The organism is Methylopila jiangsuensis, assembly GCF_027922305.1.
In the GTDB taxonomy this organism is placed as follows: domain Bacteria; phylum Pseudomonadota; class Alphaproteobacteria; order Rhizobiales; family Methylopilaceae; genus Methylopila; species Methylopila jiangsuensis.
Genome location: NZ_BSFK01000010.1, coordinates 120,012 through 145,711 on the forward strand (window position 1 = coordinate 120,012; position 25,700 = coordinate 145,711).

Here is a 25,700-nt window from a genome sequence, read left to right on the forward strand (position 1 = left end):
TAAGGCGGATGACGCGGGCGGCGGCGGAGAATTCAGGCGCCGCCGCCGGCGTTCGAAGGTTCAGGCTGCGGATTTCAGCCTGCCCAGCACCTCTGCAACCGTCGTGCCGAAATCGCCGGGGGAGGGGGCGACCGTCAGACCGTAGGAGCGCATGATCTCCGCCTTCTCGGCGGCGCTGTCGCCGGCGGCGGAGATGATGGCGCCCGCATGGCCCATGCGCCGGCCCTTGGGCGCGGTGAGGCCGGCCACGAAGCCCACCACCGGCTTCGTCATGTTGTCCTTGATCCAGGCGGCGGCTTCGGCTTCCTGCGGGCCGCCGATCTCGCCGATCATCAGCACCGCGTCGGTCTCGTCGTCCTGCTCGAACAGGGCGAGATGGTCGAGGAAGGACGAGCCGTTGATGGGGTCGCCGCCGATGCCGACCGAGGTCGAGACGCCGATCCCGAGCGCCTTCATCTGGGAGGCGGCCTCGTAGCCGAGCGTGCCGGAGCGGGAGATCACGCCCACGTTGCCCTTGAGGTAGATGTGGCCCGGCATGATGCCGAGCATGGCCTTGCCCGGCGAGATGATGCCGGCGCAGTTGGGGCCCACCACCATGGTCCGCTTGTCCTTGGGATAGCGGCGCAGGTAGCGCTTCACGCGCATCATGTCCTGGGCGGGAATGCCGTCGGTGATGGAGCAGACCAGCTTCAGCCCGGCGTCGGCGGCCTCCATGATGGCGTCGGCCGCGAACGGGGGAGCGACAAAGGTGATGGAGGTGGTGGCCCCGGTGGCGGCCACGGCGTCCTTCACGGTGTCGAACACCGGAACGTCCAGATGGGTGGTCCCGCCCTTGCCGGGCGTCACGCCCGCCACCACGCGGGAGCCGTAGGCGATCATCTCACGGGCGTGGAAGGTGCCCTTGTCGCCGGTCATGCCCTGAATGAGGATCGGGGTGGTTTCGTCGATGAGGATGCTCATGGAACCGTCTCCCCTCAGGCCGCGCGCTTGGCGTCGGCGCAGGCCGCCACCGCCTTGGCGGCGGCTTCCGACAGGGTGTCGGCGGCGATGATGTCGAGGCCGCTTTCCTCAAGGATTTTCTTGCCCGCCTCCACGTTGGTGCCGGCGAGGCGCACGATCAGCGGCGCGTCGATCTTCACCTCGCGAGCGGCCTGGATCACGCCCTGGGCCACCCAGTCGCAGCGGTTGATGCCGGCGAAGATGTTGACCAGGATCGCCTTCACCTTCGGATCGGACAGCACCAGCCGGAAGGCGGTGGCGACCCGGTCCGGCGAGGCGCCGCCGCCCACGTCGAGGAAGTTCGCCGGCTCGCCGCCGGCGTGCTTGATCATGTCCATGGTGGCCATGGCGAGGCCCGCGCCGTTGACGATGCAGCCGATCTCGCCGTCGAGGCCGATGTAGCTCAGATTGTGCTCCGCCGCCTGCGCCTCGCGCGGGTCGGACTGGGAGGGGTCGTGCATGTCGGCCACGTTGGGGCGGCGGAACAGCGCGTTGTCGTCGAAGGACATCTTGGCGTCGAGCGCCAGCACCCGGTCGTCGCGGGAGACCACCAGCGGGTTGATCTCCAGCATGACGCAGTCGGTGTCGCGGAAGGCGCGGTAGGCGTTCAGGATCACCTTCACGGCGGCTGAGGCCTGCCGGATGTTGAGCCCGAGCTTGAAGGCGAGCTCCCGCGCCTCGAACGGCTGCAGGCCGACCGCCGGCTCCACCACCACCTGGATCAGCGCGTCCGGGTCGGTCCTGGCGATCTCCTCGATCTCCATGCCGCCGCGGGTGGAGGCGATGACGCGCACCCGTTCCGCCTTCCGGTCGAGCACATAGCCCAGATAGAGCTCGCGCTCGAACGGATCGGCCGCCTCCACGTAGACGCGCTGGACGGGCTTGCCCTCGGGGCCGGTCTGGACCGTGACGAGCCGCTTGCCGAGCATGGACTTGGCGGCGTCGCGCACCTCGTTGTAGGTGCGGCACAGTCGGACGCCGCCCGCCTTGCCCCGCGCGCCGGCGTGGATCTGGGCCTTGACCGCCCAGGCGCCGCCGCCGAGTTCGGTGGCGGCGTAGACCGCCTGATCGGGGCTGAACGCCACCGCCCCCTTGGGGACGGCGACGCCGAAGCTCGCGAGCAGTTCCTTGGCTTGATACTCGTGAACGTCCATCACGAATCCTCCCTAAGCGTTCAGAGTCTTCCCGCGAGCCTGTTGTTGTCGTTGGGCGGTCAACCCAGCTTGTTCTTGACCAGCTCGTAGGTCTTTCCGGTCAGAGCGCCCGCGTCCGCGATCAGGGTCTCCAGCTCGGCGAGCCGGGCGTCCGCGAACTCGCGGTCCTTGATCGACTTGGCGTTGACGCGAACGTTGAGGGCGGCGCTCATCAGGCCGGCGTAGGCCGACTGGACCGCGACGCCCGCGTCCGAGATCACGTTGAGGTTGCCGATCTCGGCGATCTCGGCGGAGAGCTCGATCGCCTCGGCGCAGAGCCGGGCGGCCTCCAGCGGCACGTCGGTCGCCACCTTCAGCGACGCCTGGATGCGCTCGGAGCGGGAGGCCTTCTCCTCATCGGTGCCGCGCGGCAGGCCATAGGCCCCCATCACGGCGTCGAAGGCCTTCACGTCGTCGGCGATGGCGTCGGTGAGCTTGGCGCGCAGCGGCTCGGACTTCGCCAGCACCGCCTTCACCTGCTCCTCCACCTCGGCGTATTTCGGCTTGCCGATGGTCAGGTTGGCGACCATGGAGACGAGCGCCGCCCCCATGGCGCCGGAGATCGCGGCCGCGCCGCCGCCGCCCGGCGTCGGCGCTTCGCTCGCCAGTTCGTCGAGGAACCGGCCGAGAGCCTGCTCCCGCGCCATCACGCCATCTCTTTCGCGAGGGCGTAGATCTCGTCGGCGTCGAACGACTGCTCGGCCGAATCGAACAGCTTGCCGATCAGCGTGCGGTGCAGCTTCAGCTTCAGGCCGCCGAGGCCGAGCGCGCCGATGGCGAGCTTGCCGTGACGCTCCTTGGCCTTGTCGAAGGCCTCGATGCCGCCGATGCCGAGCGGGGGCTGCGCGTTGTAGTCGACCACGATCTCGACCGAGGCTTCCGACGACCAGTTCTCTTCCGAGATCAGCTCGAAGCCGATGGCGCCGGCGGAGAACACCAGATTCGCGCCGGAGATCGCCGCCTTGCGGGACGCCTCGTCGGCGGCCGCGACGGCCTCGATCTTGACGCCGAAGCGCTTCTCGATGGCGTCCGCCGCCTTCTGGGTCTTGGCGAGGTCGCGGCCGGTAATGGCGACCGTCGCGCCTTCCTTGGCGAGCATGGCGGCCGAGCGCATGCCGACCGGACCGGTGCCGGCGAGCACCACGGCCTTCTTGCCCTTGATGTCGCCGCCGGCGGCCTTAACCGCCAGCGCCACGCCCGCCGCGGCGGTGGTGTTCGAGCCGTTCGAGTCCAGCATGACCGAAACGCGGAACGGACCGAAGAACCGCTTCTTCACGGCGTCGAACACCGCCTCGCCGGCCGCCATGTCGCCGCCGCCCACGAAGATCGCCGTCGACTTCTTCTCGGGGCCGCCGCGCGTGTAGATGGTGCCGTCCACATACGCGCCGACGTTGTCGGGCGTGACATTGCCGTAGCCGGTCACATGGTCCGCGCCGCCGTCATAGGCGACGACCACGTCGAACACGCTCGGGGTGGCGTCGGTGTCGAATTGGAACAGAAGCTTCTTGGTCATGATCTTCCCTGTGGTCCGCGCGTCCGCGGCCGTTTCGTAAGACGCCCGAGGCTGCAGACCTCGCGCGGCGTCCTGCCCGTTTCGTGCGGGCGTTTCAGATGTCGCCTCGCCCCGAACCCCCGCCGGCGCGACCGCCCGGCTCGCCCGGGCGTCGCGACGGAGGCCGAGGGCTTAAGACGTCACTCCACGACGTTCGACGGCTTGCCGGCGACGAAGTTCTCGACGTTGTCGATGAGCTGGTCGGCGAGGATCTGCATCGCCTCCTTGCTCGCCCAGGCCACATGCGGCGTGACGATGAGGTTCGGCAGGTCGGCGTCGCACAGGATGTTGCCGTCCTTCGGAGGCTCCTGCGCCACCACGTCAAAGCCTGCGCCGCCGATCTCGCCGGCTTTCAGCGCCTCGATCAGCGCCGCCTCGTCCACCAGGCCGCCGCGGGCGGTGTTGATGAGGATGGCGCTGTTCTTCATCTTCTTGAACTGCTCGGCGCCGAACATGTTCTTGGTGTCGGGCGTGAGCGGAACGTGGATGGTGATGACGTCCGACTGGGTCAGCACGGTCTCGAAGTCCACGAGGCCGTCCTGCGGGAACACGTCGTAGGGCAGCACCTTCATGCCGAGCGCTTCCGCGCGCTTGCCGATGGACTTGCCGAGCGCGCCGTAGCCGATGATGCCGAGCGTGGAGCCGGCGATGTCGTAGATCGGATAGTCGAAGTAGCAGAACTGCTGCGACTTGTTCCAGTCGCCGCGCTTCACGGAGTTCGCGTAAGGCACGATCGAGCGGCGCAGCGCGAAGATCAGCGCGATGACGTGCTCGGGCACCGTGTTGAAGGCGTAGCCGCGGATGTTGGAGACGGTGATCCCCTGCGCCTTGGCCTGGACCTTGTCGACCACATCCGTGCCGGTGGCGGCGACGGCGATCAGCTTCAGCTTCGGAAGCTGCTTCAGCACCTCGGCCCGCATCGGCACCTTGTTGATCAGGGCGATGTCGGCGTCCTTCAGGCGCTCGACGATCTCGTCGGGCGTCCAGGTCGACTGATATTCCACGTAGTCGTGCGGAAAATTCGGACGGCGGACGTTCGCGTCCACGCTCTCGCGGTCGAGAAAGACAATCTTGTGCGTCATTGCGCTCCCCATGCCGCCGGCATCTCGTGCGGAGGGAGGCCCCGCTGCGCGTGCGGCGTTTTCAAACCCGGGCAGAATGCCCACCGGGCGCGCGGTTTCAAGCGCGCCCGGTGGTGTGATCCCGGTGTCAGGCCGCCTTGGGGGCCGCAGCCTGCGGCTCGATCGGGTTGTCGCGCAGGTAGTCCTGCGCGGCGCCCACGCCCGAGCCCGCCTTGATCTTCACGCCGTTGTCGAGCATCGACATCTCCGCGCCGGCGATCGCGCCGAGCAGCATCAGCTCGTTCAGGTCGCCGATGTGGCCGATGCGGAACACGCGACCCGCGACCTTCGACAGGCCGGCGCCAAGCGCGAGGTTGTAGCGGTCATAGGCGTGGCGGATGATCTTCGCCGCGTCGATGCCTTCCGGCGCCAGAATCGCCGACACGGTGTCGGAGTGCCAGCGGGGCTCCTTCGCGCAGACCTTCAGGCCCCATGCGGCGACCGCCTTGCGGGTGGCCTCGGCGAGGATGTGATGGCGGCGGAAGATGTTCTCCAGACCCTCGTCCTCGATGCAGGCCAGGGCCTCCTTGAGGCCGTGCAGCAGCGGGGTGGCCGGCGTGTAGGGGAAGTAGCCGGAGGGGTTGGTGTTGATGTGGTCCTGGAAGTCGAAATAGACCTTGTTCAGGCCCGCGTTCTTGCGGAGGCCGAGCGCGCGCTGGCTGACGCAGACGAAGCCAAGGCCGGCCGGCAGCATGAGGCCCTTCTGCGAGCCGGAGACCGCGCAGTCCACCTTCCACTCGTCGAAGCGGAAGTCGATCGAGCCGAGGCCCGAGACCGAGTCGACGAACAGCAGGGCCGGGTGCTTGGCCGCGTCGATCGCCTTGCGGATGGCGCCGATGTTGGAGGTCACGCCGGTCGCCGTCTCGTTGTGGACGACCATGACGGCCTTGATCTCATGGTTCTTGTCGGCGACGAGAGCCTCTTCGATCTTCTCCTCGTGGGCGCCGGTGCCCCACTCCTCTTCCTGGATCTGGACGTCCAGGCCGAGACGCTGGGCCATGTCGGTCCACAGGTGCGAGAACTGGCCGAAGCGGGCGGTCAGCACCTTGTCGCCGGGGGCGAGGGTGTTGGTCAGCGCCGCTTCCCAGCCGCCGGTGCCCGAGGACGGGAAGATGAAGACCTGGCCTTCGGTGGTCTTGAAGACCTTCTTCAGGCCCTCATAGAGCGGCTTGGTGAGCTCGGGGAAGATCGGCGAACGATGGTCTTCCTGGCTGACGACCATGGCGCGGAGCACGCGCTCCGGAACGTTCGTCGGGCCGGGGACGAACAGGAAATTCTTACCGGGGCGTCTCGCCATAGTGTCCTCCTAGGAGCGCGCAATTGACGCGCAAAATAAGCATAACCTTCGGTGTGACTATGCGACAGGCGGTCACGTTAGACCAATGAACGCGAGCCATGCCGCATAGTCTGTCTGAATTCAGTCAATCTATTTCAGCCCTTCAGGAAAATTTGTAGGACTGTGAGATCGACGTAAATTCGATTGAGTTGCCTTTGTCGCACGATGAAAAGCGCGCACGCCAAAGAGCCACGCGGGCGCGTGGCTGCAGCGCTAAATGGCCCGGAAATAGGTCAGCGCACGAGTTCAACTTTCGCATTATACCAGAGCGCCGCAGGTCTCATCCTGGCGGCGAGAGGCGCGAAAGGTCGGACGTCCGGCGCGCTCAAGGGTGGCGAACGGCCCGAAGCGGCGGCGCACAGCCCGCCGCCGCTTCGGCATTATGACAAAACGCCCGCCAGCGCCGGCATCGGAAACCGCCGACCAAAAGACGACCGTCGCCGCGCGTGTCCGGGGCGCCGGACCACCGGGAGGCCGCTGAAACGCGGGTTCGGGGCGTCCTCCCGTTCAGTAGTTTGGTCGGGTCGCCGGCAGAGAGCGGGTCATGACCGTGTCGGTGGCCTCGGCGCCGCTCGGGCCGGGATCATCGGGAGCGCGGCTGAGCGGAAACACCGCGGCGGTGGGCTTTTGAGGCGCACGGGCGGGGGAGCCCGGCTTCACAGGCTCCAGCTTCGCCGGTTCCGGCGCAGGTTCGACCGCAACCTCCGAGACTTTCTTCTCGACGACAGGCGCCGAAGGTTTCGCGGGCGTGATCACGTCGACCTTCGCCGGCGCGGTCGCCGCAGGCTTCGCCGGTTCCGGCGCAGGCGCGCCGTCCTGCAACTCCGGCATCTTGCGCGGCAGGACCGCCACCGGCGCGGACGGCGCCGTCACGGTGAGCTCAGCAGGCGCCTGCTGCAGCCAGTCTTCGGCGGCGATCCGGGGGCGGGTGTCCTCAACCGGCGTCTTCCAGACGAACGCGTCCAGACGTCCGCTGATCGGCGACACCGGCTCCCACACGTCGCTCGCCACGCCATCGGCGACCCAGAGCGGATCGCGCGGGGCGCGCAGCGCGCGGCTCAGCCACTCGCGGGAGGCGCCGGTGGCGCCGTGCTCCAGATCCTCCAGTTCCGCCATCAGCAGGCACACGCGCGCGGTGGGGCGGGTGGACAGCAGCTTGTCGAGCGCGGCGCGGGCGGCGCCAAACTCCCGCGCGGCCATGGCGGCGCGGGCCACCGCGATCAGCCCTTCCGGGTGGTCGCCGGAGCGCTCCGACAGCGCCTTGGCGCGTTTCAGCTTGTCGCGCGCGGGCTCGCTGGGGCGCGCGTGCACGTAGACCTCGGCCAGATCGGGATGGGGCGCCTTGAGCCAGGTCGCCTCAACGATCTTGGTCGCCTTGCGGGCCTCGCCCTGCTCGGCGAGCAGGCGCCCGGCGATGGCGGCGGCGGGCACGAAATCCGGCGCGAGGCCATGGGCCTCCTTGGCGCGGCGCAGCGCGAGCGCGGGGTCGGCGCCCGCGCCGTCCATGGCCTGTGCCGTCAGCAGCACGGCGCGGCGGCGCTTGGCGTCGGGCTTCTCGATCAGCTTGTTGGCGGTCAGGCGCTCCAGCGTCGTCAGCGCGCCGGTCCAGTCGCGTTCGGCGCACTGGAAGTCGAACAGCGCCTGCGCCGCCCAAGGAGCCTGAGGCGATTGCCGCGCGGCCTCCTCGGCCAGCGCCTTGGCCGCATGCTGGTCGCCGCGCCGCTCCGCCTCCACGAACAGGCCGCGAAGGCCGAGCGCGCGGGTGGCGGGCGATTCGGTCATGGCGCGGAAGGCGGCTTCCGCGCCCATGCGGTCGCCGGAAAGCTGGGCGGCCTGGGCGGCCAGAACCAGCGTCAGCGGCTCCTTGCCCAGCAGGCGGCGGGCGTCGTTCGCCTCCTTGCTGGCGAGGCGGGCGTCGCCGGTGCCGACCGCCACCACGCCGCGGGCGATGGCCTGATAGCCCTTGCTCCGGCGGCGGTTGCGGCGGAACAGCGCGAAGGCCTCCGGACCCGCGAGGATCCAGCGCGTGACGTTCCACAGCACGACGGTGAGCGCCGCCACCAGCGCCACGGCCGCTGCGGCCACCGCCACGCTGGTCTCGACCCGATAGCCCTGCCAGGTCAGCGTCAGCTCGCCAGGGCGATCGACGATCCAGATGGCGCCGAGGGCGAACACGCCCACAAGGGCGAGGTAAAGCAGGACGCGGATCATGGACGGTCCCTCACTTGGCGCCGAGACGGGTGAACGCCGCCTGCCGGGCGTCGTTCAGGGCGGCGTTCGCCGCCAGGCGCGCCTGAGCCTTCTCCGCCCAGGCCGCAGTCGCGGCTTTGGCCGCGTCGTCGAGTTCGTCGCGGGCGGCCAGCGCGCCGGAGAGATCGCCGCGGCTCGCAAGCGCGCTCACGCGCGCGCGGGCGGCCTCGGGGCCGGAGCCGGCGGGGACGCCGGTGGGCGTGACTTTCACGATCGAGCCGGCGTTGGCCAGCAGCCGGTCGAGCACCGAGCCGTCCGTCGGCGGCTTGAGCGGCGGCAGGCCGTCCATGAGGGTCCTGAGCTCAGCCGCGAGGGCCTGCGGCGTCGGCGCGCCATCGGCCGCGAAGGCCTCCAGGCCGCCGGAGACGTCGCCGCCGGCCGATTTCGCCACCGCGAGCTCCGCCGTGAACGGCCGGCCGGCCGCGATCGCCTGCTCCAGCGCGCCGAGCGCCACCACCAGACGGGCGTCGGGGTCGCCCACGGGGCGCGCCTTCAGCTCGGATTCCACGGCATCGATCTTGCCCGCGATCGGGGCGACCGCCTGCTGCACGCTGTCGCTGACGCCGTCGAGCCGCTGGCCAAGGGCCTCGAGGCGCTGGGCCACCCCGTCGAGCCGCTGGCCGATTTCGGTCATCGCCTCGGAGGTCGGCGCGGCCTTAAGCTGCTCCTCCAGCGCGTCGAGCCGGCCGGCGAGGGCGTCGGTGGCCTTGGTGTCGATGGAGACCTCCGCGGGCCGTTCCGCCAGCGTGCGCACCTCGCGCTCAAGCCCCTCGAATCGGGCGTTGGAGCCTTCGACCGCCTTGCCGAGTTCGCCGATGCGGGCGTCGATGGCGCTGGTGTCGGAGGTCTGCGCCGTCTGGGCGGCGCGGTCGCGCAAGGCCGCAAGATCGCCGGCGACGCCGTCGAGCTTGGATTCGAGCGCGGCGACGCGGGACATGTCCGGCGCCGCGGCGGGCGCGGCCACATTGCTCACGCCGATCAGATCGCGGCCGTAGAGCGCGACGACGCCCACCGCGATGGCGGCGCCCATCAGGGTCGCGACCGCGAGGCCGAGCGGTCCGGCGCCCGAGCGCGAGACGGACGGCTGGGGCGGCGTCTGGGGCGTGGCGGCGGAGGGCTTGTCGGGGCCGGGTTTGGCGGCGCCTGCGGAGGAGGCCGCCGGCTGCGCCAGGCCCGGCGTCGCGGCCTTCAGAGGCTCCGACGCCGAGGGTTTCGAATCGGCCGCCGCAGAGGCGGGCGCGGCTGGGCCGGATGTCGGCTTGGCGCCCTGAGGGGCGTCCGCAGGCTTGGCTGCGGGTGAGGCCGATGGCCCGCCGGCGGTCCTGGCCGCATCGGCGGCGGTCGCGGCCGGCTTGGCGTCGGGCGTCTTGGCGTCAGTTGGCTTGGCGTCGGCCGGCTTGGCGTCCGCGGGGCCCGAGCCCGCCGGGCCGGTCTTGGACGTCACGTCGGCGGCGGGCAAGTCCAGCACCGGCGGCCGCGGCCGCGCGGAGGAGGCCGCACCGCCGGATTTCTGCTCGGGGCCTTTCGGATCCGCCATGGGCCGCTCCTTGGGATGCTCGCAGACGAGGACGGAAGGTCTCCCGCCGCTGTCCTACTTAGAACGCTCACCGCCGGATTGCGAGCCGGTCCCGATCAAACGCGTGAGCGCATCGAACAGCGCCGGTTCGTCCGGCCGCTCCGCCACGGCGATGGTCCTGCAGTTCGCGGCGAACAGCGGCTCCGCCACCCGCAGCGCCAGGGCGGCGTGGGGGGCGGCGCGCACGGCGTCGGACAGCCCTGCCGATTCTGCGAGCGACAGGAAGGTTTCGGCGATGCGGCGGGAATGGTGCAGCACGGCGGTCGCCTCGCCGCCGCGCAAGGCGTCTTCGGCCTCGGGTGAAAGGCGGGAGGCCGGCGCGGCGCGGTAGAGCTCCACGACCTCGACAGCATGGCCGTGAGGCTCGAGCGCCGCCTTGAGGTCGAAGGCGCGGTCTGCGCCCGCCGCGTGCAGGAAGCGGCTTGGAGTCCTGAACCGGGCGACGACCGCCGCCGCAAGCGACCGGCCGTCGCCCTCCGCCACCTCGATCGCGGTGAAGCCCGCCTCGCGGCCCGCGTCCGCCGTGCGGTCGCCCACCGCCATCAGCGGGCCGCGGATGAGCTCGTAAATCTCCGGCCGCTCCTTCAGCTTGCGCAGGCCGTTGGCGCTGGTGGCGAGCACGGCGTCGTAGGCGCCCTGGGGAATCGGGCCGTCCAGCGGCTCGATGGCGAGCACGGGCGATACGATGGCGTCGAGCCCGATCGCGCCGAGGCTCTCCACCGTGCGGCGCGCCGCACGCTCGGGACGGAGCACCAGAACCGCCATGGCCGTCACCCGAACGCGGCCAGAAGGTCGGGGGGCGTGCGGCCCTTGACCTCGTGGCCGATGTCCGCGCCGAGCCTCGCCGCGTCCGCGGGCGAGGCCTCGCCCGCGCCTTCCACGCTGCGTCGGCCGTCCTTCGACAGCACCAGCCCGCGGAAGCCGAGCCGCCCCGTCCCATCCAGCCGGGCGAGGCCGGCGATCGGCGTGCGGCAGGAGCCGTCCAGCACGGCGAGGAACGCCCGCTCGCAGGCGAGCGCCGCGGCGGTCGGCGCATGGTCGAGGGCGGCGAGCGCCGTCAGCGTGGCGTCGTCGTCCGCCCGCGCCGTCACCGCGATCGCGCCCTGTCCGAGCGCGGGCGGGAAGCTCTCCACGTCCAGCAGCTCGGTGGCGTGGCCTTCCAGCCCGAGCCGGGTGATGCCGGCGAGCGCCAGCAGCGTGGCGTGGACCTCCCCGCGGGCGAGCTTGGCGAGCCGCGTCTGCACGTTGCCGCGGAACGAGACCACGGTCACGTCCGGCCGGCGGCGCAGCACCAGCGCGCCGCGGCGGAGCGAGGCGGTGCCGACGACCGCGCCTTGAGGCAGCGCGTCGAGGGTTTCGGCGGCGCCGCCGATCACGGCGTCGCGCACGTCGGCGCGCTCCAGCGTGGCGGCGAGCACGGTGCCGGGCGCCAGTTCCGTCGGCAGGTCCTTGGCGGAATGCACCGCGAGGTCCACCCGGCCGTCCAGCAGCGCCTCGTCGATCTCCTTCACGAACAGGCCCTTGCCCCCGGCCTCGCTCAACGGCCGGTCCTGGATGACGTCGCCGGTGGTGGCGATGGCCACGATCTCCACCGCTTCCGGAGCGAAGCCATGGGCGGCGATCAGGTCGTCACGCACCCGATTCGCCTGCCAGAGCGCGAGCGCGCTGCCGCGGGTGCCGATGCGGAGGGGAAAGCTCATGGGAGAAACGTCCGCCTTGCGGTGAGATTGAGACGCCGCGGTTTTGCCGCGGGCCGGAAAGCGTTAAAGCGTTCGTCCGTTAAAGCCCGAAATTCCGCGCGCCGTCCAATCGCGCCCGGCCATCCGCGAGTTCTCCGCCGCCCATGCTCGTCCTCGGCATAGAGACCACCTGCGACGAAACCGCCGCCGCGGTCGTGCGCCTGACGGCGCCGGAGGGGCCGGGGGAAATCCTGTCCAACGTGGTGCGCGCTCAGGTGGAGGAGCACGCGGCCTACGGCGGCGTGGTGCCCGAGATCGCCGCCCGCGCCCATGTGGAGGCGCTCGACGGCGTTGTGGCGAAGGCGCTCGCCGATGCGGGCGTCGCGATCGCCGATCTTGACGGAGTGGCCGCCGCCGGGGGGCCGGGTCTGATCGGCGGCGTCATCGTCGGCGTCACCGCCGCCAAGGCGCTGGCGCTTGCGGGGGACAAGCCGTTCGCGGCCGTGAACCATCTCGAGGCGCACGCCCTGACGGCGCGGCTGACCGACGGCGTGGCCTTCCCCTATCTGCTCCTGCTCGCCTCCGGCGGGCACACCCAGCTGCTCGCGGTGCGCGGCGTGGGGGACTATGTGCGGCTCGGGACCACGCTGGACGACGCGCTGGGCGAGGCCTTCGACAAGGTCGCGAAGATGCTGGGGCTGGGCTATCCCGGCGGTCCGCAGGTGGAGCGCCGGGCGCAGAACGGCGACGCCGCCCGCTTCGCCTTCCCCCGGCCCATGTTCGGCCGCGCCGAACCGAACTTCTCGCTCTCCGGCCTCAAGACCTCCGTGCGCCTGGAGGCCGAGCGCGTCGCGCCCTTGACCGAGCGGGACGTGGACGATCTTTGCGCGTCGTTCCAGGCCGCAGTGGTGGACGTGGTGGCGAACCGGGCGCAGGCGGGGCTCAGGCTGTTCGAGGCGCGGTTCGGCCGGCCCTCCGCTCTGGTGGTTGCGGGCGGTGTCGCCGCCAACGGGCCGATCCGCCGGGCGCTGGTGGAGCTCGGCGCGGCGTACGGCCTCCCGGTCGTCGCGCCGCCGCTGTCCCTGTGCGGCGACAACGGCGCCATGATCGCCTGGGCCGGCGCGGAGCGGCTGCGGCTCGGGCTCGCGGACGGGCTCGACTTCGCGCCCCGGCCGCGCTGGCCGCTCGACGCCATGGCGGCGGCGCCCGGAGCCAAAGCGTGATGCGCGTCGCGGTGGTGGGCGCGGGCGCCTGGGGCACGGCGCTCGCCAATGTGGCGGCGGACGCGACCGGCGCCGAGGCGCCGCTGATCGGGCGCGACACGGCCCGCATGGCCGAAATGGCCGCGACGCGGGAGAACGCCGCGCGGCTGCCGGGGGTGACGCTCCGGCCTCAGGTCGCGCCCTGCGCCGGCTGGGACGCGCTGTCCGGCGCCGACATCGTGCTGCTTGTGACGCCGACCCAGACGCTGCGCGCGGTCTCCGCCGAACTCGCGCCCCACCTCAAGCCCGGCGCGGCGGTCGTCGCCTGCGCCAAGGGCGTGGAGCGCGGCTCGCTGCTGCTGCCGCCGGCTGTGCTGGGCGAGACGCTGCCCGAGCACCCGGCGGCGCTGCTGTCCGGGCCGAGCTTCGCCGACGACGTGGCGCGCGGCCTGCCGACCGCGGTGACGCTGGCCGCCGGCGACGAACGGCTCGCGGCGCGGCTTGCGGCGCGGCTCGCCACCCGCAGCTTCCGTCCTTATCACAGCACGGATCTGACGGGCGTGGCGCTGGGCGGCGCGGCCAAGAACGTGCTCGCCATCGCCGCCGGCGCGGTGGAGGGACGCGGCCTTGGCGCGAGCGCCGTCGCGGCGCTGATCGCCCGCGGCTTCGCGGAGCTGACGCGGCTCGGCGTGGCGCTCGGCGCGAAGCCCGAGACGCTGTCGGGCCTGTCGGGCCTCGGCGATCTGGTGCTGACCGCGACCTCGGAGAAGTCCCGCAACTTCGCGCTCGGCCTCGCGCTCGGCAAGGGCGAGCCCGCCCCCGACAAGCTCGCCGAAGGCGCCGCCACGGCCGAGGCGCTTGTGGCGCTCGCGGAGGCGAACGGCGTGGAGATGCCGATCTCCCGCGCGGTGGCCGACGTGATCGCGGGCCGCGCCAGCGTGGCCTCGGCGATCGAGGACCTGCTCGCCCGGCCGCTCAGGGCCGAGGCGTGACGCCCTGAACCGGAGACGAGAGTTCCAATGGCCTACTGGCTGTTCAAATCCGAGCCCGACGCCTGGTCCTGGGACGAGCAGAAGGCCGCCGGCCGCGACGGGACCGAATGGACCGGCGTGCGCAACTATCTGGCGCGCAACAACATGCGCGCCATGAAGGTCGGCGATCTCGGCTTCTTCTACCATTCCAACGAGGGCAAGGAGATCGTCGGCCTCGTGGAGGTGGCGAAGACCGCGCATCACGACTCCACCGCCAGCGACGACGCCCGCTGGGAGTGCGTCGACATCCGCGCGGTGGAGGACATGCCGCAGCCGGTGACGCTCGCCGCCGTCAAGGCCAACCCGAAGCTCGCCACAATGGCGCTCGTCACCTCCATGCGGCTTTCGGTGCAGCCGGTGACCGAGGACGAGTGGGCCGAGGTGCGGCGCATGGGCGGGTTCGCGTCCTGAGCCCTCGTCCGGAACTCGATCCGGTCGCCTTCGTGCGCGCCAACACGCGGGCGCGGCCCGTGCCGCACGCGCCCGAGATCACGCTCCATGTGGCGGACGAGGCCGTGCCGCTCTGGACGAAAACCGAAGAGGAGCTCGAGGCGATCGGCCTGCCGCCGCCGTTCTGGGCCTTCGCCTGGGCCGGAGGACAGGGGCTCGCGCGCTATCTTCTGGACCATCCCGATCTCGTGGCCGGGCGGCGCGCGCTCGACATGGGCGCCGGCTCCGGCCTCGTCGCCATCGCGGCGATGAGGGCGGGCGCGGCCCATGCGCGGGCCTGCGACATCGACCCGTTCGCGCTCGCCGCCATCACGGTCAACGCCGCGGCGAACGGGGTCGCGGTCGAGGCCTGCGGCGACGACCTGATCGGCGGCCCGCATCCCGCGGTCGATCTGGTGACGGTGGGCGACCTGTTCTACGAGCGCGATCTGGCGGAGCGCCTGCTCGCCTGGCTCGACGGTTTTCTCGCCCTCGGCGCGCCCGTGCTGGTGGGCGATCCCGGCCGCAGCTATCTGCCCCGCCACCGGCTCGAACCGCTCGCCGACTACGCCGTGCCGGTGACGCGGGAGCTGGAGGACGCCGAGGTGAAGCGCGTCACCGTCTTCCGCCTCATCGCCCCCGCGCCCTGAGCCACGCCGCCAGGTCGTCTTCGGACAGGGTTCCCGCGGCGAGGGCCAGGAAGGTCTTGATCTTGTCCTCCTCCGACGCCGCCAGCTTGCTTCCGTTCCGTTCCAGAAACAGTCGCGTCGCCATATAGGCCGCACGCTTGTTGCCATCCGCGAAGGGATGGTTGCGCGCCAGCCCAAACCCGTAGGACGCGGCGAGCGCGAACAGGTCGGTCTCGCCATAGGCCCACTTGTTGCGAGGCCTCGCCAATGCGGACTCAAGCGCGGCGACGTCGCGCAGACCGCTCAATCCGCCGTGGATGGCGATCGACCAGTCATGCGCCTGCAAGAGGATTTCATCGTCGAGCCAGAACGGTTCGGAGAGCAGGCTCATCGCGCCAGAGCGCGCAGCACGGCGTCGTCCTCATCCATGATGCGTTTGACGATAGCGAGCTGTGTTTTCTGTTCGTCGGTCAGGCGATCGACGTTCAGCCGCGCGTCGTTCGTGCTCAGCGCCGCCTCGTCCCCCGCGGCGAACTTCAGCCGCGCGGCGATGTCCGCGGGGATGCGGAGCACCAGATCGCCGTCGATCTCTTCAAAGCGCACGATGCGGGTCATGGGGTCTCGCTCCTTCCGGCCGGCCGCCATCGTAACATGGGCGTGCGCCGGATCGCGCTAAAGTACGACGCGAGACGCTTGAGGGCGCTCGCCTGCGCGCTCTATGCTCCGATGTTGAGAGAAGCCCGACACGGAACAACGCCGGGCCAAGATGCCGGGAGCGACGCGTCATGTCCGAGAAACTGCACCCCGTGACGCCCGAATGGGCGGAGCGCGCCTTCGTGGACGCCGCCACGTATGACGCCGACTACGCGCGGTCGATTCAGGACCCCGAGGGCTACTGGGGCGAGATCGCCAAGCGCGTGGACTGGATCAAGCCCTTCACCACGGTGAAGAACGTCTCCTACGCGCCGGGAAACGTCTCGATCAGATGGTACGAGGACGGTTCGCTGAACGTGTCGGCCAATTGCGTGGACCGGCATCTGGCGACCCGCGGCGATCAGACCGCGATCCTGTGGGAAGGCGATGATCCCAAGGATTCCAAGGCGATCACCTACAACGAGCTGCATGATCAGGTCTGCCGCCTCGCCAACGCGCTGAAGGCGCGCGGCGTCCGGAAGGGCGACCGGGTCACCATCTACCTGCCGATGATCCCGGAGGCGGCTTACGCCATGCTCGCCTGCGCCCGCATCGGCGCGGTCCACTCCATCGTGTTCGGCGGCTTCTCGCCGGACAGCCTCGCGGGCCGCATCGAGGGCTGCGAGTCGAAGGTGGTGATCACCGCGGACGAGGGCCTGCGCGGCGGGCGCAAGGTGCCGCTGAAGGCCAACACCGACGCCGCCATCGCCAAGGTCGGCGGAGTGGACACCGTGTTCGTGGTCGCCCGCACCGGCGCGGACGTGGCCTGGACCGAGGGCCGCGACGTCCGTTACGAGGACGCGGTGGCGGAAGCCTCGCCCGACTGCCCGCCCGAGGAGATGAACGCCGAGGACCCGCTGTTCATCCTCTACACCTCCGGCTCCACGGGCAAGCCCAAGGGCGTGCTGCACACCACCGGCGGCTATCTGGTCTACGCCTCCTTCACCCACCAGCTCATCTTCGACTACCACGACGGCGACGTTTACTGGTGCACCGCGGACGTGGGCTGGGTGACGGGCCACTCCTACATCGTCTATGGGCCGCTTGCGAACGGCGCCACCACGCTGATGTTCGAAGGCGTGCCGAACTATCCGTCCACATCCCGGTTCTGGGAGGTGGTCGACAAGCACAACGTCACCATCTTCTACACCGCCCCGACCGCGATCCGCGCCCTGATGGCGGGCGGCGAGGAGCCGGTGAAGAAGACCTCGCGCGCCTCGCTCCGCCTGCTGGGCTCCGTGGGCGAGCCCATCAACCCGGAAGCCTGGGAATGGTACTTCCGGGTGGTGGGCGACAGCCGCTGCCCGATCGTCGACACCTGGTGGCAGACCGAGACCGGCGGCATCCTGATCACCCCGCTGCCGGGCGCGACCGACCTGAAGCCGGGCTCCGCCACCAAGCCGTTCTTCGGCGTGAAGCCCGAGCTGGTGGACGCCGAGGGCAAGGTGCTGGAGGGCGCCGCCGAGGGCAATCTGGTGATCGCGGACTCGTGGCCGGGCCAGATGCGCACCGTCTACGGCGACCACAAGCGGTTCGAGGAGACCTACTTCTCGACCTATCCGAACAAGTACTTCACCGGCGACGGCTGCCGCCGGGACGCGGACGGCTATTACTGGATCACCGGCCGGGTGGACGACGTCATCAACGTCTCCGGGCACCGCATGGGCACCGCCGAGGTGGAGAGCTCTCTGGTGGCCCATGAGAAGGTGGCCGAGGCCGCGGTGGTGGGCTATCCGCACGACGTGAAGGGGCAGGGCATCTACGCCTATGTCACCCTCAACGCCGGCGTGGAGGGCGACGACGCCCTGCGCAAGGAGCTGGTGGCCTGGGTGCGCAAGGACATCGGCCCGATCGCGGCGCCGGACCTGATCCAGTTCGCGCCGGGCCTGCCCAAGACCCGCTCGGGCAAGATCATGCGCCGCATCCTGCGCAAGATCGCCGAGGACGAGTTCGGCGCGCTGGGCGACACCTCGACGCTCGCCGACCCTGCGGTGGTGGAGGACCTGATCGACCACCGCCAGAACCGCCGCAAGGACGCGGCGGCCTGACGGGGCGTCGCGGTCGGCGCCTGTCGTAAAGCCGGACGCGCCGTCATGCCCGAGCGTGGTCATCGGGCATGACGGGAGCTGACGGCGGGCCACACATGTAGAAATAGCCCCGAACGGCGCTCCGGGGCTTCTTTTTGGCGGCCGCCCGTCAGCACCAGCCCTGGCGCCGGCCGCCGTCATAGGCGCGGCCGTGGCCGTCCGCGATCAGCCGGGCGCCGACGTCGCCGATCCCGTCCGCGGACACGCGCGCGATTACCCGGCCGAAATACTTGTCGCCGCGCAGTCCGGTCAGCGTCAGGCGCCGGTCGCGCAGCAGCCGCTCCAGCGCGTCGGTCGCGGCTTCCGCCGCGCGGGTCTCGCTCACGCAGCGGCCGCGACGCTCCGGCGCGTCCACCCCGTCCACGCGCACGCGCGCCACGATCTCCTGCCCCGGAAAGGCGGCGATCCGCGCCTCGAACGTGTCGCCGTCGATGACGCCCAGCGCCCGCGCGGACACGCCCGGCGCCGGGGCGATGGCGGCGGGGGTGGACGAGGGCGCGACGTCGAGCCGCGACGAGGCCGCCCCGGTCACGGCGAGCGTTCCCGCCACCCCGAGCGCGAGGCCGGCGGCGGCGTCGCGGAGGCGGCGGTAAAGAGTAAAGCGGTGGGCGGTGCGGATCATCATCCCATACGCATATCACAATCCGCACATTAAAGGAATATAATCATTAGAAGGCCATTTCGCGCCTGTCCGCCCATACGCGGCAACCGGGCGCTAACCGTTGCCGGTCCATAGAGAAGCGGACGGCGTCGTGGCCGTGGCGTTCAACAAGGCGTGGCGGAACATGGACGGGTCGGTGGTCGTGGCGCGGGGCGTTTCGGCGGTCGCGGGGCGCGTGCGGGCGGTCGTGGTCTGCGGCGCGCTCATCGCCTGCGCCGCGGCGGCCGAAGCGCGGGAGATCGTGCCCTTCGCCAGCGAGGACTACCGCGCCGGCACCATCGTCATCCGCAACGCCGAGCGCGCGCTTTATCTGGTCGGGGGCGACGGCCGCGCGCTGCGCTACCGGGTGGCCGTGGGCAAGCCCGGCAAGCAGTGGTTCGGCGCCGCGTGGATCAAGGGCAAATACGTCCAGCCCGCCTGGTCGCCGCCGGAGGAGGTGCGGCGCGACAAGCCCAACCTGCCGGACGTGATCCCCGGCGGCTCGCCGAAGAACCCCATGGGCCCGCGGGCGCTGCTGCTCGACCGGGACCAGTACGCCATCCACGGCACCAACCGGCCGAAATCCATCGGCACCTACGCGTCCTACGGCTGCATCCGCATGCGCAACGAGGACATCATCGACCTGTACGACCGGGTGCGGGTGGGCGCGAAGGTCGTCGTCATTCCCTGACGCCGGCGTCCGCGGACCACCAGACCAGACCGCTCAGGCGCGGTAGATGTCGGCGCGGGTCGAGGGCAGGTCGACCGCGCCGCTCTTCGTCCGCGACGAGGCCAGCGTCTGGCACACGCCGATGGAGCCGCGGGCGAAGGCCAGCGACACGCCGGCGAGATAGGCGATCCACATCCGCGTGCGCACCTCGCCCGCTTCGGCGATCGCGGCCTCTCGGTTGGCCTGCAGCCTGCGGCACCACAATGCCGTGGTGCGGGCGTAATGCCGGCGCAGCGCCTCCACGTCCTGCGGCTCGAAGCCGGCCCGCTCCAGACCGGACAGGGTGGAGCCGATGTGGTCCAGCTCCGCGCCGGGGAAGATGTGGCGCAGGATGGCCTTGGCCTCGGGGCGCAGCTTGCGGTCGTCGCCGCGCTTGGCCCGGCGGGTGATGGCGTGGTGAAGGTAGAGTCCGCCGGGCTTCAGCAGCCGGCGCACGCCCTTGTAATAGGCGTCGGCGTTCTTCAGCCCCACATGCTCGAACATGCCGACGGATGCGATCTTGTCGAACTCGCCGCCCACCGTGCTCCAGTCCGCGAGCGCCACCGTGACCCGGCCCTGCAGCCCGCGCTCAAGGATCAGCGCCTGCGCCCCCGCGAGCTGCTCCCGCGACAGCGTCACGCCGTGGGCGGTGACGCCGTAGGCCTCCGCCGCATGGCAGATCAGCGCGCCCCAGCCGCAGCCCACGTCCAGGAAGCGCTCGCCGGGCTGGAGCCTGAGCTTGCGGCACACGAGGTCGATCTTGTTGCGCTGGGCCGCGTCCAGATCCTCGTCCCAGTCGTGGAAATAGGCGCAGGAGTAGATCAGCTGCTCGTCCAGGAACAGCCGGTAGAAGGCGTTGGAGACGTCGTAGTGGTGGGCGATGTTCTTCTGGTTGTCGTCCGGATCGCCGGAGCGGCCGGGCGCGGCGCCGGGCTGGCCCTCCCAGGGCAGCCGGGTCTCGCCCGCCGGCACCTTCAGGAACGCCGCCGCGGTGCGGGCGAGGCGCAAGGGCCCCGCCGCCCGCAGCAGATCGCGCCCGCGCAGCGACGGCCGCCGCTCCGCCAGATCGAACAGGTCGCCGTTCTCGAGGTCGATGCGGCCGAGCGCGTGCAGCCGCACCAGCGTGTCGAGCTTGGGCGATTTGGCGAGCGCCGCCAGCGTGCCCTCGTCGCCGAAGCGCACGATCAGCTTGTCCGGCCCGACCTGGCGCGGCGAGGTCCCGCCGTCCCACAGCTTCAGCGCCAGATGCGGCCCGAGCAGCGGCGCGACGGCGTCGGCGAGTTCGCGGGCCAGGGCGAGACGGCGTTCGGCGGCGGTCATGGCGCGGCAGTGTCCCCCTGTTTCGGCCCGCCGTCGTGTCGCCCGGATGGGCGCCCCGGTCAAGCCGCGGGCCGTTTCACCGGCAGATGCGGGCCATGCCGCGGTCGAGATGAAAGTGATCGGCGTGGGCGGCGTTGTAGTCCGGCGACAGCACCGTCCCGAACAGACCGCAGGCGCCGGCGCGCAGGTCGCGCAGGAACAGGCCCGCCGGGCCGGGCTCGTCCCAGCCGCCGGCCACCGTCACCACGCGCCCGGTGGAGAGCCGCGCCGAGGCGAGGTCGAGCGCGTTGGCGGTGGCGTGCTGGGAGCGCCGGCCGGACGCCCGGTGATAGACGTTGCGGCAGGCGTAGGTCCCGAAATGCCCCACCGCCACCGCCCGCGCGCCGAACCGGCGCTCCGCCGCCGGTTGCAGCACGTGGCGCTCGAACAGCGCGTAGGCAGCCGCGAGCGGGCAGCGCATCACGGGAGCGGGCGCCAGCGCGAGCCCGCTCAGGACCACCCCGTCGTCATAGCCGCAGCCGTCCGTGAACGGCCGCGGCGGGGCGGGGGCGGCCCCGAGGCCGGAGCGCTGAAGCGTCGCCCGGCAGGCGCCCGGCGACAGCGCCAGCAGCCGGAGCCGCAGGCCCGTGAAAGCGTCCGGCGGGGCGTTCAGATCGAACGCGAGCCGCTCCTCCGGCGCCGCCGCCACCCACGTGAGGGTCGCGCCCGCCACCGCGCCGAGCCCCAGCAGCGCGGTGAGCAGCAGCCGGCCCGCGACCGGCCGCCGGCGCGGGGAGGGGGCCGGTTTGGGCGGCGGAGCGGGGTCGGGCGGTGCGGCGGCCATGGGGCTCGAGGCGGAGGGCGGGCCTGCCTCACCTGGAGCGCGAAGGCCCCCGCGCCAAGCGGCGGCCTGCCTCACGTTCCCGGCACGGGGGCGCGTTCCCGCGGGGCGCGTCGCGCCCACGCGAGGGGGATCGAGATTGCGGGACGGGCGCGGAACGCCGGTCGACCCATATCTGGCAGTCAGAATGCCGGTCTTCCGGCGTTCCGCGCGCGGCGGTTTCGCGTCGGCTGCGGACGGCGCCGGACCGCTCAGGGCCTGACGGGCCGGGCGTTCCCGGTGCGCGGCGAAAGCCGTGCGCCGAAACCCCGGTCGTCCCGCGGAGCGCCTCGGAACGCCGGCCTTTGGAGCCGGGCCCTGTGCGCGCCCCGCGACCCTGCGTGTCCGCTCCCCTCCAGGAACGCCCGCTTCGGTCGTTCGCGGGCGGGCCTCTTAACGCATCCGCGCCCCGGCGCCCCGATCGAGGGAAACGCCTGCGCGCGGACGGCCCCGCAGACCAACGTCCCAGGGGGAGGACATCCGGTCATCCTCCGCCTGAGCGCCGCCCCCTCCCCACATGGCCGGCCGGTCCGGACACGCCTCCCATCCGGGGGAAGGGCGAGGACAGGGTGCGGGAGGCTCAGGCGGATGTCAAGGAATTTTATCCTATAAAGAGTTGGGTCGTAATTTGGACTGTAGACGGCAGGGCCCGTCTGGAAATTTTCGCAGCTCGCGATTGAAGATGGAGTAATGCCGCGCATTAGCAGGCTTTCAAAAGTTACTTCCCTCGTATTGCTCGACGCCCAGTCGTGCATGCCAGCGCGAAGGCTGAGGCGTGACGGCAGAGTTTGGCTCGCAGCTGCGAGCCGTTGATGACGCGTCTTGCTGCTGTGCTTGCGGCAGCGGTCAAAATCACGGCACTTACCGTCTGTTATGTTGTGCTATCGTTATGCATAATTTTTATTGCAGATTTGCCTATTTTTTCTAAATCACCAATCGCTTTTGTTACGTCTTCTTTGATTATCGGCCACAGGCTGACGCCACCGAGGACAGGATTTATATCTGCTTCATGTGCAATTCGGTTCCTCCACATATATATCGTTCGTAGTCTCGCCTTGAGGTCTTTCGCCTTAAGCCCGGTGTCATCGGCTATATGTGACCAAGGGTCTGATATAAAACAGCTGAGTGCCTCAGAAAATTTCCCAGGGTCTACGAACGATTTATAGGAATTCTTATTCCTAACAAAATTTTCCACAAGGTGTGGCCAGTGTTCGGCATCCGCTATTTGAATATTAAATGGTATATCGAAATTATTGATTTCTTTTTTAAAATTCAGTCTATGCAAAACCTCGACGCGAAATATTTCATGGATTAGATGGTCAAACGAACTAACGCTTAGGACAACAGATGCCCTCAGCATGTCTGAAGTATCCAGTGCAACAGAGTAGTTTTTCGACAAATAATCCTGAACTTCAGTTAAATTTCTCGCCCTATAAAGACTTGACTCAAATGTCTCTCTAACTTTTCGATATCTATCCATTGGTCAGTGCAATTATTTTATTAGCTCCAGATTCGTAAACTCCATTAAAATCTTGTATATTTTTGTCTTGAGCCTCAAAGACAATTCCACTGCTTCCAATATCGGCTTGGGTCAGCGCAAAAACTGGCTTTGACACGATTTGGCTTACCGCAATAAGGCTGTTAAAGTCTGGGATTTCTAGCAAAAACCCACTAAGAGACGCGTTTGTTCTTTCGTAAATGTCTTCATCAAGTAGATAATCTATACTCTTAAGCGCTGGATTGAGGTAAGTCAGTTTAGCTTCATTTAAAGCGTCAAACCATTTTTGATATGCTTGCGTAGGGCGGGCTTCTTGGCCACCGCGCGACCTTCTGCGATAGTTCTGAACGATTGAGCCCAAATATTTGGGGCTCACGGTAGGCCAAGGGTAATCGGCTTCTTGCAGAATTTCTGACTGCCCTGCCTTTTGCGACCAAGCGCGCCACTTAGGCAGAACGCGAGCCAGCGACCGTATCGCCATCGCTGAAAAGAAATCAGGGGCCATAGGAACAATAAAACTATCGCTGGTGCAAAGTATATTTTGATTTAGAGCGCCTAGGCTCGGGCTCATATCAACTATTGTATAGTCAATATCATTAGCGTCAGCTGTGATGTCAAATAATTTACGAAGCGATCCAGGTATATTCTGGAATGCCGTTAGGGATGCAGACAGTTCGTGAGCTATCGACAACGTGTTTTCATTCTCGGACAAGCCGACATGTCCCGGCATAACAAACAGACCCGGACGCGCAGGCACGACTTGTACCTGTACAGGTGTCAGGGGAACGGGTCTAGCATCAAAGGCTGGCGAAAGTCCGTCCCTAATGTTGCGTGGCGGCTGGTCTCTTCGCCCTTCGAAATTATACTCGTCTTCGTGCTTATAATCTAATACCAATCCGGTCAAATTACATTGAGGATCGCAATCGATGAGAAGTACTTTCTTGCCTAACTCAGCAAGCTTCCATCCGATGTTGAATGCAGATGTCGTTTTGGAAACCCCGCCTTTGTGATTAAAAAAAGCTATCTGATGAGGTCTAGCCATATCGGGGGCATCTCGCTTCAAATTCGATTATATATGTCGTGATAGTGAATCTCGTTCCTATTCTATGTCAATGGTGTTCGGTAGATTTGATGCCCGAATTGGCGGTATCTTGTCTCCCTCACATCCCCGAATAATTCGGACCGCCGCCGCCTTCCGGCGCGACCCAGGTGATGTTCTGGTTGGGGTCCTTGATGTCGCAGGTTTTGCAGTGGACGCAGTTCTGGGCGTTGATCTGGTAGCGGGGGCCTGAGGCGCCGTCCTCGACCCATTCGTAGACGCCGGCCGGGCAGTAGCGCTGCGACAGGCCGGCGTAGACGTCGTGCTCGGACGTCTTCTGCAGGCCCATGTCCTTCACCTTCAGGTGCGGCGGCTGGTCCTCCTCGTGGTTGGTGTTCGACAGGAACACCGAGGACAGCTTGTCGAAGGTGAGCACGCCGTCGGGCTTCGGATAGGCGATCTTTTCGAAGTCCTTGCCCGGCTTGGTGGCGGCGTAGTCCGGCTTGCCGTGGGACAGCGTGCCGAACAGGCTTATGCCGAACTGCTCCGCCCACATGGCGAGGCCGCCCAGCATGACGCCGATGCGGGTGCCGAACTTCGACCACAGCGGCTTCACGTTGCGCACCGGCTTCAGGTCGCGGCCGATGGCGCTGTCGCGCCAGGCGTTCTCGTAGGCGGTCAGCTCGTCCTGCGCGCGGCCGGCCTTCAGGGCCTCGACCACATGCTCGGCGCAGAGCTTGCCGGACAGCACCGCGTTGTGGCTGCCCTTGATGCGCGGCACGTTGACGAAGCCCGCGGCGCAGCCCACCAGCGCGCCGCCGGGGAAGGCGAGCTTCGGCGCCGACTGCCAGCCGCCCTCGGTGATGGCGCGGGCGCCGTAGCTGAGGCGCTTTCCGCCCGCGAAGGCGTCGCGGATCGCGGCGTGGGTCTTGAAGCGCTGGAACTCGTCGAACGGCGACAGCCACGGGTTCTGGTAGTTGAGATGCACCACGAAGCCGACGGCCACCAGGTTGTCGCCGAAGTGGTAGAGGAACGAGCCGCCGCCGGTCTTGTCGTCCAGCGGCCAGCCGAAGGAGTGCTGCACCAGGCCGGGCCGGTGCTTCTCCGGCGCCACCTGCCACAGCTCCTTCAGGCCGATGCCGAACTTCTGCGGGTCGCGTCCTTCGGACAGGTTGAAGCGCTGGATGAGCTCTTTGGAGAGCTGGCCGCGGGCGCCTTCCGCGAAGATCACGTATTTGCCGCGCAGCTCCATGCCGCGGGTGTAGTTGGGGCCGGGCTCGCCGTCCTTGCCCACGCCCATGTCGCCGGTGGCGACGCCGGTGACGGCGCCGTTTTCGTCATAGAGGATCTCGTTGGCGGCGAAGCCGGGATAGATCTCCACGCCCAGCGCCTCGGCCTGCGCGCCCATCCAGCGCGCCACGTCGCCGAGGGAGGCGATGAAGTTGCCATGGTTGGACAGGATCTTCGGCATGCCGAAGGCCGGCAGCGTGAAGCCGCGGCTTTCGGTGAGGTAGAGGAAATGGTCGTCCGTCACCTCGGTGCGGGCGAAGGCGCTCTCGTCCGCGCGCCAGTCCGGCAGCAGGGCGTCGAGGCCGATCGGATCGATCACCGCGCCCGACAGGATGTGGGCGCCCACCTCCGAGCCCTTCTCCAGCAGCACCACGGAGAGCTCGGGATCGAGCTGCTTCAGGCGGATCGCGACGCTGAGGCCCGCAGGGCCGCCGCCCACGACCACCACGTCGTAGTCCATGCCCTCGCGCTCGGGAAGCGCCTCCGAAGCGGTGGTGTCGGTCATGGCCGGCGAAACTCCCTCGACAAAACCTGTTGCGCTGCGAAGCACGTTGGAACGGTTCGCATT

The 25,700-nt window shown here is 69.0% G+C and carries 24 protein-coding genes; 6 read left to right on the forward strand and 18 right to left on the reverse strand.

Annotation, left to right across the window (positions count from 1 at the left end):
- Positions 1–60: 60 nt before the first annotated feature.
- From sucD to hemC, 10 genes are all read right to left on the reverse strand, one after another.
- Positions 61–960 carry a succinate--CoA ligase subunit alpha gene (sucD, locus tag PKE85_RS10260; RefSeq protein WP_271204648.1) on the reverse strand — a complete coding sequence of 300 codons (900 nt, stop codon included), beginning with the start codon at positions 958–960 and terminating at the stop codon, positions 61–63.
- A gap of 14 nt (positions 961–974) precedes the next feature.
- A complete protein-coding gene (locus PKE85_RS10265) occupies positions 975–2,153 on the reverse strand; it encodes a malate--CoA ligase subunit beta (protein ID WP_271204649.1) in 1,179 nt (392 codons plus the stop codon).
- 59 nt (positions 2,154–2,212) lie between these two features.
- On the reverse strand, positions 2,213–2,839 hold the full coding sequence (fchA, locus tag PKE85_RS10270; RefSeq protein ID WP_271204650.1) for a methenyltetrahydrofolate cyclohydrolase: 627 nt from the start codon (positions 2,837–2,839) through the stop codon (positions 2,213–2,215).
- Positions 2,839–3,705, reverse strand: a complete 867-nt coding sequence (locus tag PKE85_RS10275; RefSeq protein ID WP_271204651.1) for an NADP-dependent methylenetetrahydromethanopterin/methylenetetrahydrofolate dehydrogenase — start codon at positions 3,703–3,705, stop codon at positions 2,839–2,841. Before PKE85_RS10275 ends, fchA begins: the two co-directional genes overlap by 1 nt.
- A gap of 179 nt (positions 3,706–3,884) precedes the next feature.
- Entirely contained in the window at positions 3,885–4,826 is a 942-nt protein-coding gene (locus tag PKE85_RS10280) for a D-2-hydroxyacid dehydrogenase (protein ID WP_271204652.1), read from the reverse strand.
- A gap of 127 nt (positions 4,827–4,953) precedes the next feature.
- A complete protein-coding gene (locus tag PKE85_RS10285) occupies positions 4,954–6,162 on the reverse strand; it encodes an aminotransferase class V-fold PLP-dependent enzyme (protein ID WP_271204653.1) in 1,209 nt (402 codons plus the stop codon).
- Positions 6,163–6,708: 546 nt separating this feature from the next.
- Complete coding sequence (locus PKE85_RS10290; protein WP_271204654.1) at positions 6,709–8,412, reverse strand: heme biosynthesis protein HemY; 1,704 nt, start codon at positions 8,410–8,412, stop codon at positions 6,709–6,711.
- A gap of 10 nt (positions 8,413–8,422) precedes the next feature.
- On the reverse strand, positions 8,423–9,988 hold the full coding sequence (locus PKE85_RS10295; protein WP_271204655.1) for a hypothetical protein: 1,566 nt from the start codon (positions 9,986–9,988) through the stop codon (positions 8,423–8,425).
- A 54-nt stretch (positions 9,989–10,042) separates the two neighbouring features.
- Complete coding sequence (locus PKE85_RS10300) at positions 10,043–10,792, reverse strand: uroporphyrinogen-III synthase (protein WP_271204656.1); 750 nt, start codon at positions 10,790–10,792, stop codon at positions 10,043–10,045.
- A 5-nt stretch (positions 10,793–10,797) separates the two neighbouring features.
- Complete coding sequence (gene hemC / locus PKE85_RS10305; RefSeq protein WP_271204657.1) at positions 10,798–11,727, reverse strand: hydroxymethylbilane synthase; 930 nt, start codon at positions 11,725–11,727, stop codon at positions 10,798–10,800.
- A gap of 143 nt (positions 11,728–11,870) precedes the next feature.
- Here hemC and tsaD point away from each other — a divergent pair, with 143 nt between their 5' ends.
- From tsaD to PKE85_RS10325, 4 genes are read left to right on the forward strand one after another with little or no spacing between them, the layout of a single operon-like run.
- The gene (tsaD, locus tag PKE85_RS10310) at positions 11,871–12,929 is read left to right on the forward strand and encodes a tRNA (adenosine(37)-N6)-threonylcarbamoyltransferase complex transferase subunit TsaD (protein WP_271204658.1); all 1,059 of its coding nucleotides are present in this window, start codon (positions 11,871–11,873) and stop codon (positions 12,927–12,929) included.
- The gene (locus PKE85_RS10315) at positions 12,929–13,900 is read left to right on the forward strand and encodes an NAD(P)H-dependent glycerol-3-phosphate dehydrogenase (RefSeq protein WP_271204985.1); all 972 of its coding nucleotides are present in this window, start codon (positions 12,929–12,931) and stop codon (positions 13,898–13,900) included. Before tsaD ends, PKE85_RS10315 begins: the two co-directional genes overlap by 1 nt.
- A 27-nt stretch (positions 13,901–13,927) precedes the next feature.
- Positions 13,928–14,350, forward strand: a complete 423-nt coding sequence (locus PKE85_RS10320; RefSeq protein WP_271204659.1) for an EVE domain-containing protein — start codon at positions 13,928–13,930, stop codon at positions 14,348–14,350.
- Positions 14,311–15,018: a class I SAM-dependent methyltransferase gene (locus PKE85_RS10325; protein ID WP_271204660.1), complete on the forward strand. Its 708-nt coding sequence runs from the start codon at positions 14,311–14,313 to the stop codon at positions 15,016–15,018. Before PKE85_RS10320 ends, PKE85_RS10325 begins: the two co-directional genes overlap by 40 nt.
- Here PKE85_RS10325 and PKE85_RS10330 read toward each other — a convergent pair.
- Together PKE85_RS10330 and PKE85_RS10335 are read right to left on the reverse strand one after the other, a co-directional pair.
- On the reverse strand, positions 14,999–15,388 hold the full coding sequence (locus PKE85_RS10330) for a type II toxin-antitoxin system death-on-curing family toxin (protein ID WP_271204661.1): 390 nt from the start codon (positions 15,386–15,388) through the stop codon (positions 14,999–15,001). The genes PKE85_RS10325 and PKE85_RS10330 overlap by 20 nt on opposite strands.
- Positions 15,385–15,612: a hypothetical protein gene (locus tag PKE85_RS10335; RefSeq protein ID WP_271204662.1), complete on the reverse strand. Its 228-nt coding sequence runs from the start codon at positions 15,610–15,612 to the stop codon at positions 15,385–15,387. Before PKE85_RS10335 ends, PKE85_RS10330 begins: the two co-directional genes overlap by 4 nt.
- A gap of 170 nt (positions 15,613–15,782) precedes the next feature.
- Here PKE85_RS10335 and acs point away from each other — a divergent pair, with 170 nt between their 5' ends.
- Positions 15,783–17,738, forward strand: a complete 1,956-nt coding sequence (acs, locus tag PKE85_RS10340; protein WP_271204663.1) for an acetate--CoA ligase — start codon at positions 15,783–15,785, stop codon at positions 17,736–17,738.
- 148 nt (positions 17,739–17,886) lie between these two features.
- Here the strand turns inward: acs and PKE85_RS10345 are convergent, their stop codons facing one another.
- Complete coding sequence (locus tag PKE85_RS10345; RefSeq protein WP_271204664.1) at positions 17,887–18,402, reverse strand: thermonuclease family protein; 516 nt, start codon at positions 18,400–18,402, stop codon at positions 17,887–17,889.
- A gap of 160 nt (positions 18,403–18,562) precedes the next feature.
- Here PKE85_RS10345 and PKE85_RS10350 point away from each other — a divergent pair, with 160 nt between their 5' ends.
- Complete coding sequence (locus tag PKE85_RS10350) at positions 18,563–19,108, forward strand: L,D-transpeptidase (RefSeq protein WP_271204986.1); 546 nt, start codon at positions 18,563–18,565, stop codon at positions 19,106–19,108.
- 33 nt (positions 19,109–19,141) lie between these two features.
- Here PKE85_RS10350 and PKE85_RS10355 read toward each other — a convergent pair whose 3' ends face one another.
- The 5 genes from PKE85_RS10355 to PKE85_RS10375 all read right to left on the reverse strand — a co-directional run bounded on the left by PKE85_RS10355 (position 19,142) and on the right by PKE85_RS10375 (position 25,637).
- Positions 19,142–20,446 (reverse strand): SAM-dependent methyltransferase, encoded by a 1,305-nt coding sequence (locus tag PKE85_RS10355; RefSeq protein WP_271204665.1) that lies wholly within the window; start codon positions 20,444–20,446, stop codon positions 19,142–19,144.
- 76 nt (positions 20,447–20,522) lie between these two features.
- Positions 20,523–21,269, reverse strand: a complete 747-nt coding sequence (locus PKE85_RS10360; protein WP_271204666.1) for an extensin family protein — start codon at positions 21,267–21,269, stop codon at positions 20,523–20,525.
- 907 nt (positions 21,270–22,176) lie between these two features.
- Positions 22,177–22,785, reverse strand: coding sequence for a HEPN domain-containing protein (locus PKE85_RS10365; RefSeq protein WP_271204667.1), 609 nt, complete (start codon positions 22,783–22,785; stop codon positions 22,177–22,179).
- Entirely contained in the window at positions 22,778–23,845 is a 1,068-nt protein-coding gene (locus tag PKE85_RS10370) for an AAA family ATPase (RefSeq protein WP_271204668.1), read from the reverse strand. Before PKE85_RS10370 ends, PKE85_RS10365 begins: the two co-directional genes overlap by 8 nt.
- A 118-nt stretch (positions 23,846–23,963) precedes the next feature.
- Positions 23,964–25,637, reverse strand: coding sequence for an electron transfer flavoprotein-ubiquinone oxidoreductase (locus tag PKE85_RS10375; protein ID WP_271204669.1), 1,674 nt, complete (start codon positions 25,635–25,637; stop codon positions 23,964–23,966).
- Between the last annotated feature and the right edge of the window lie 63 nt (positions 25,638–25,700).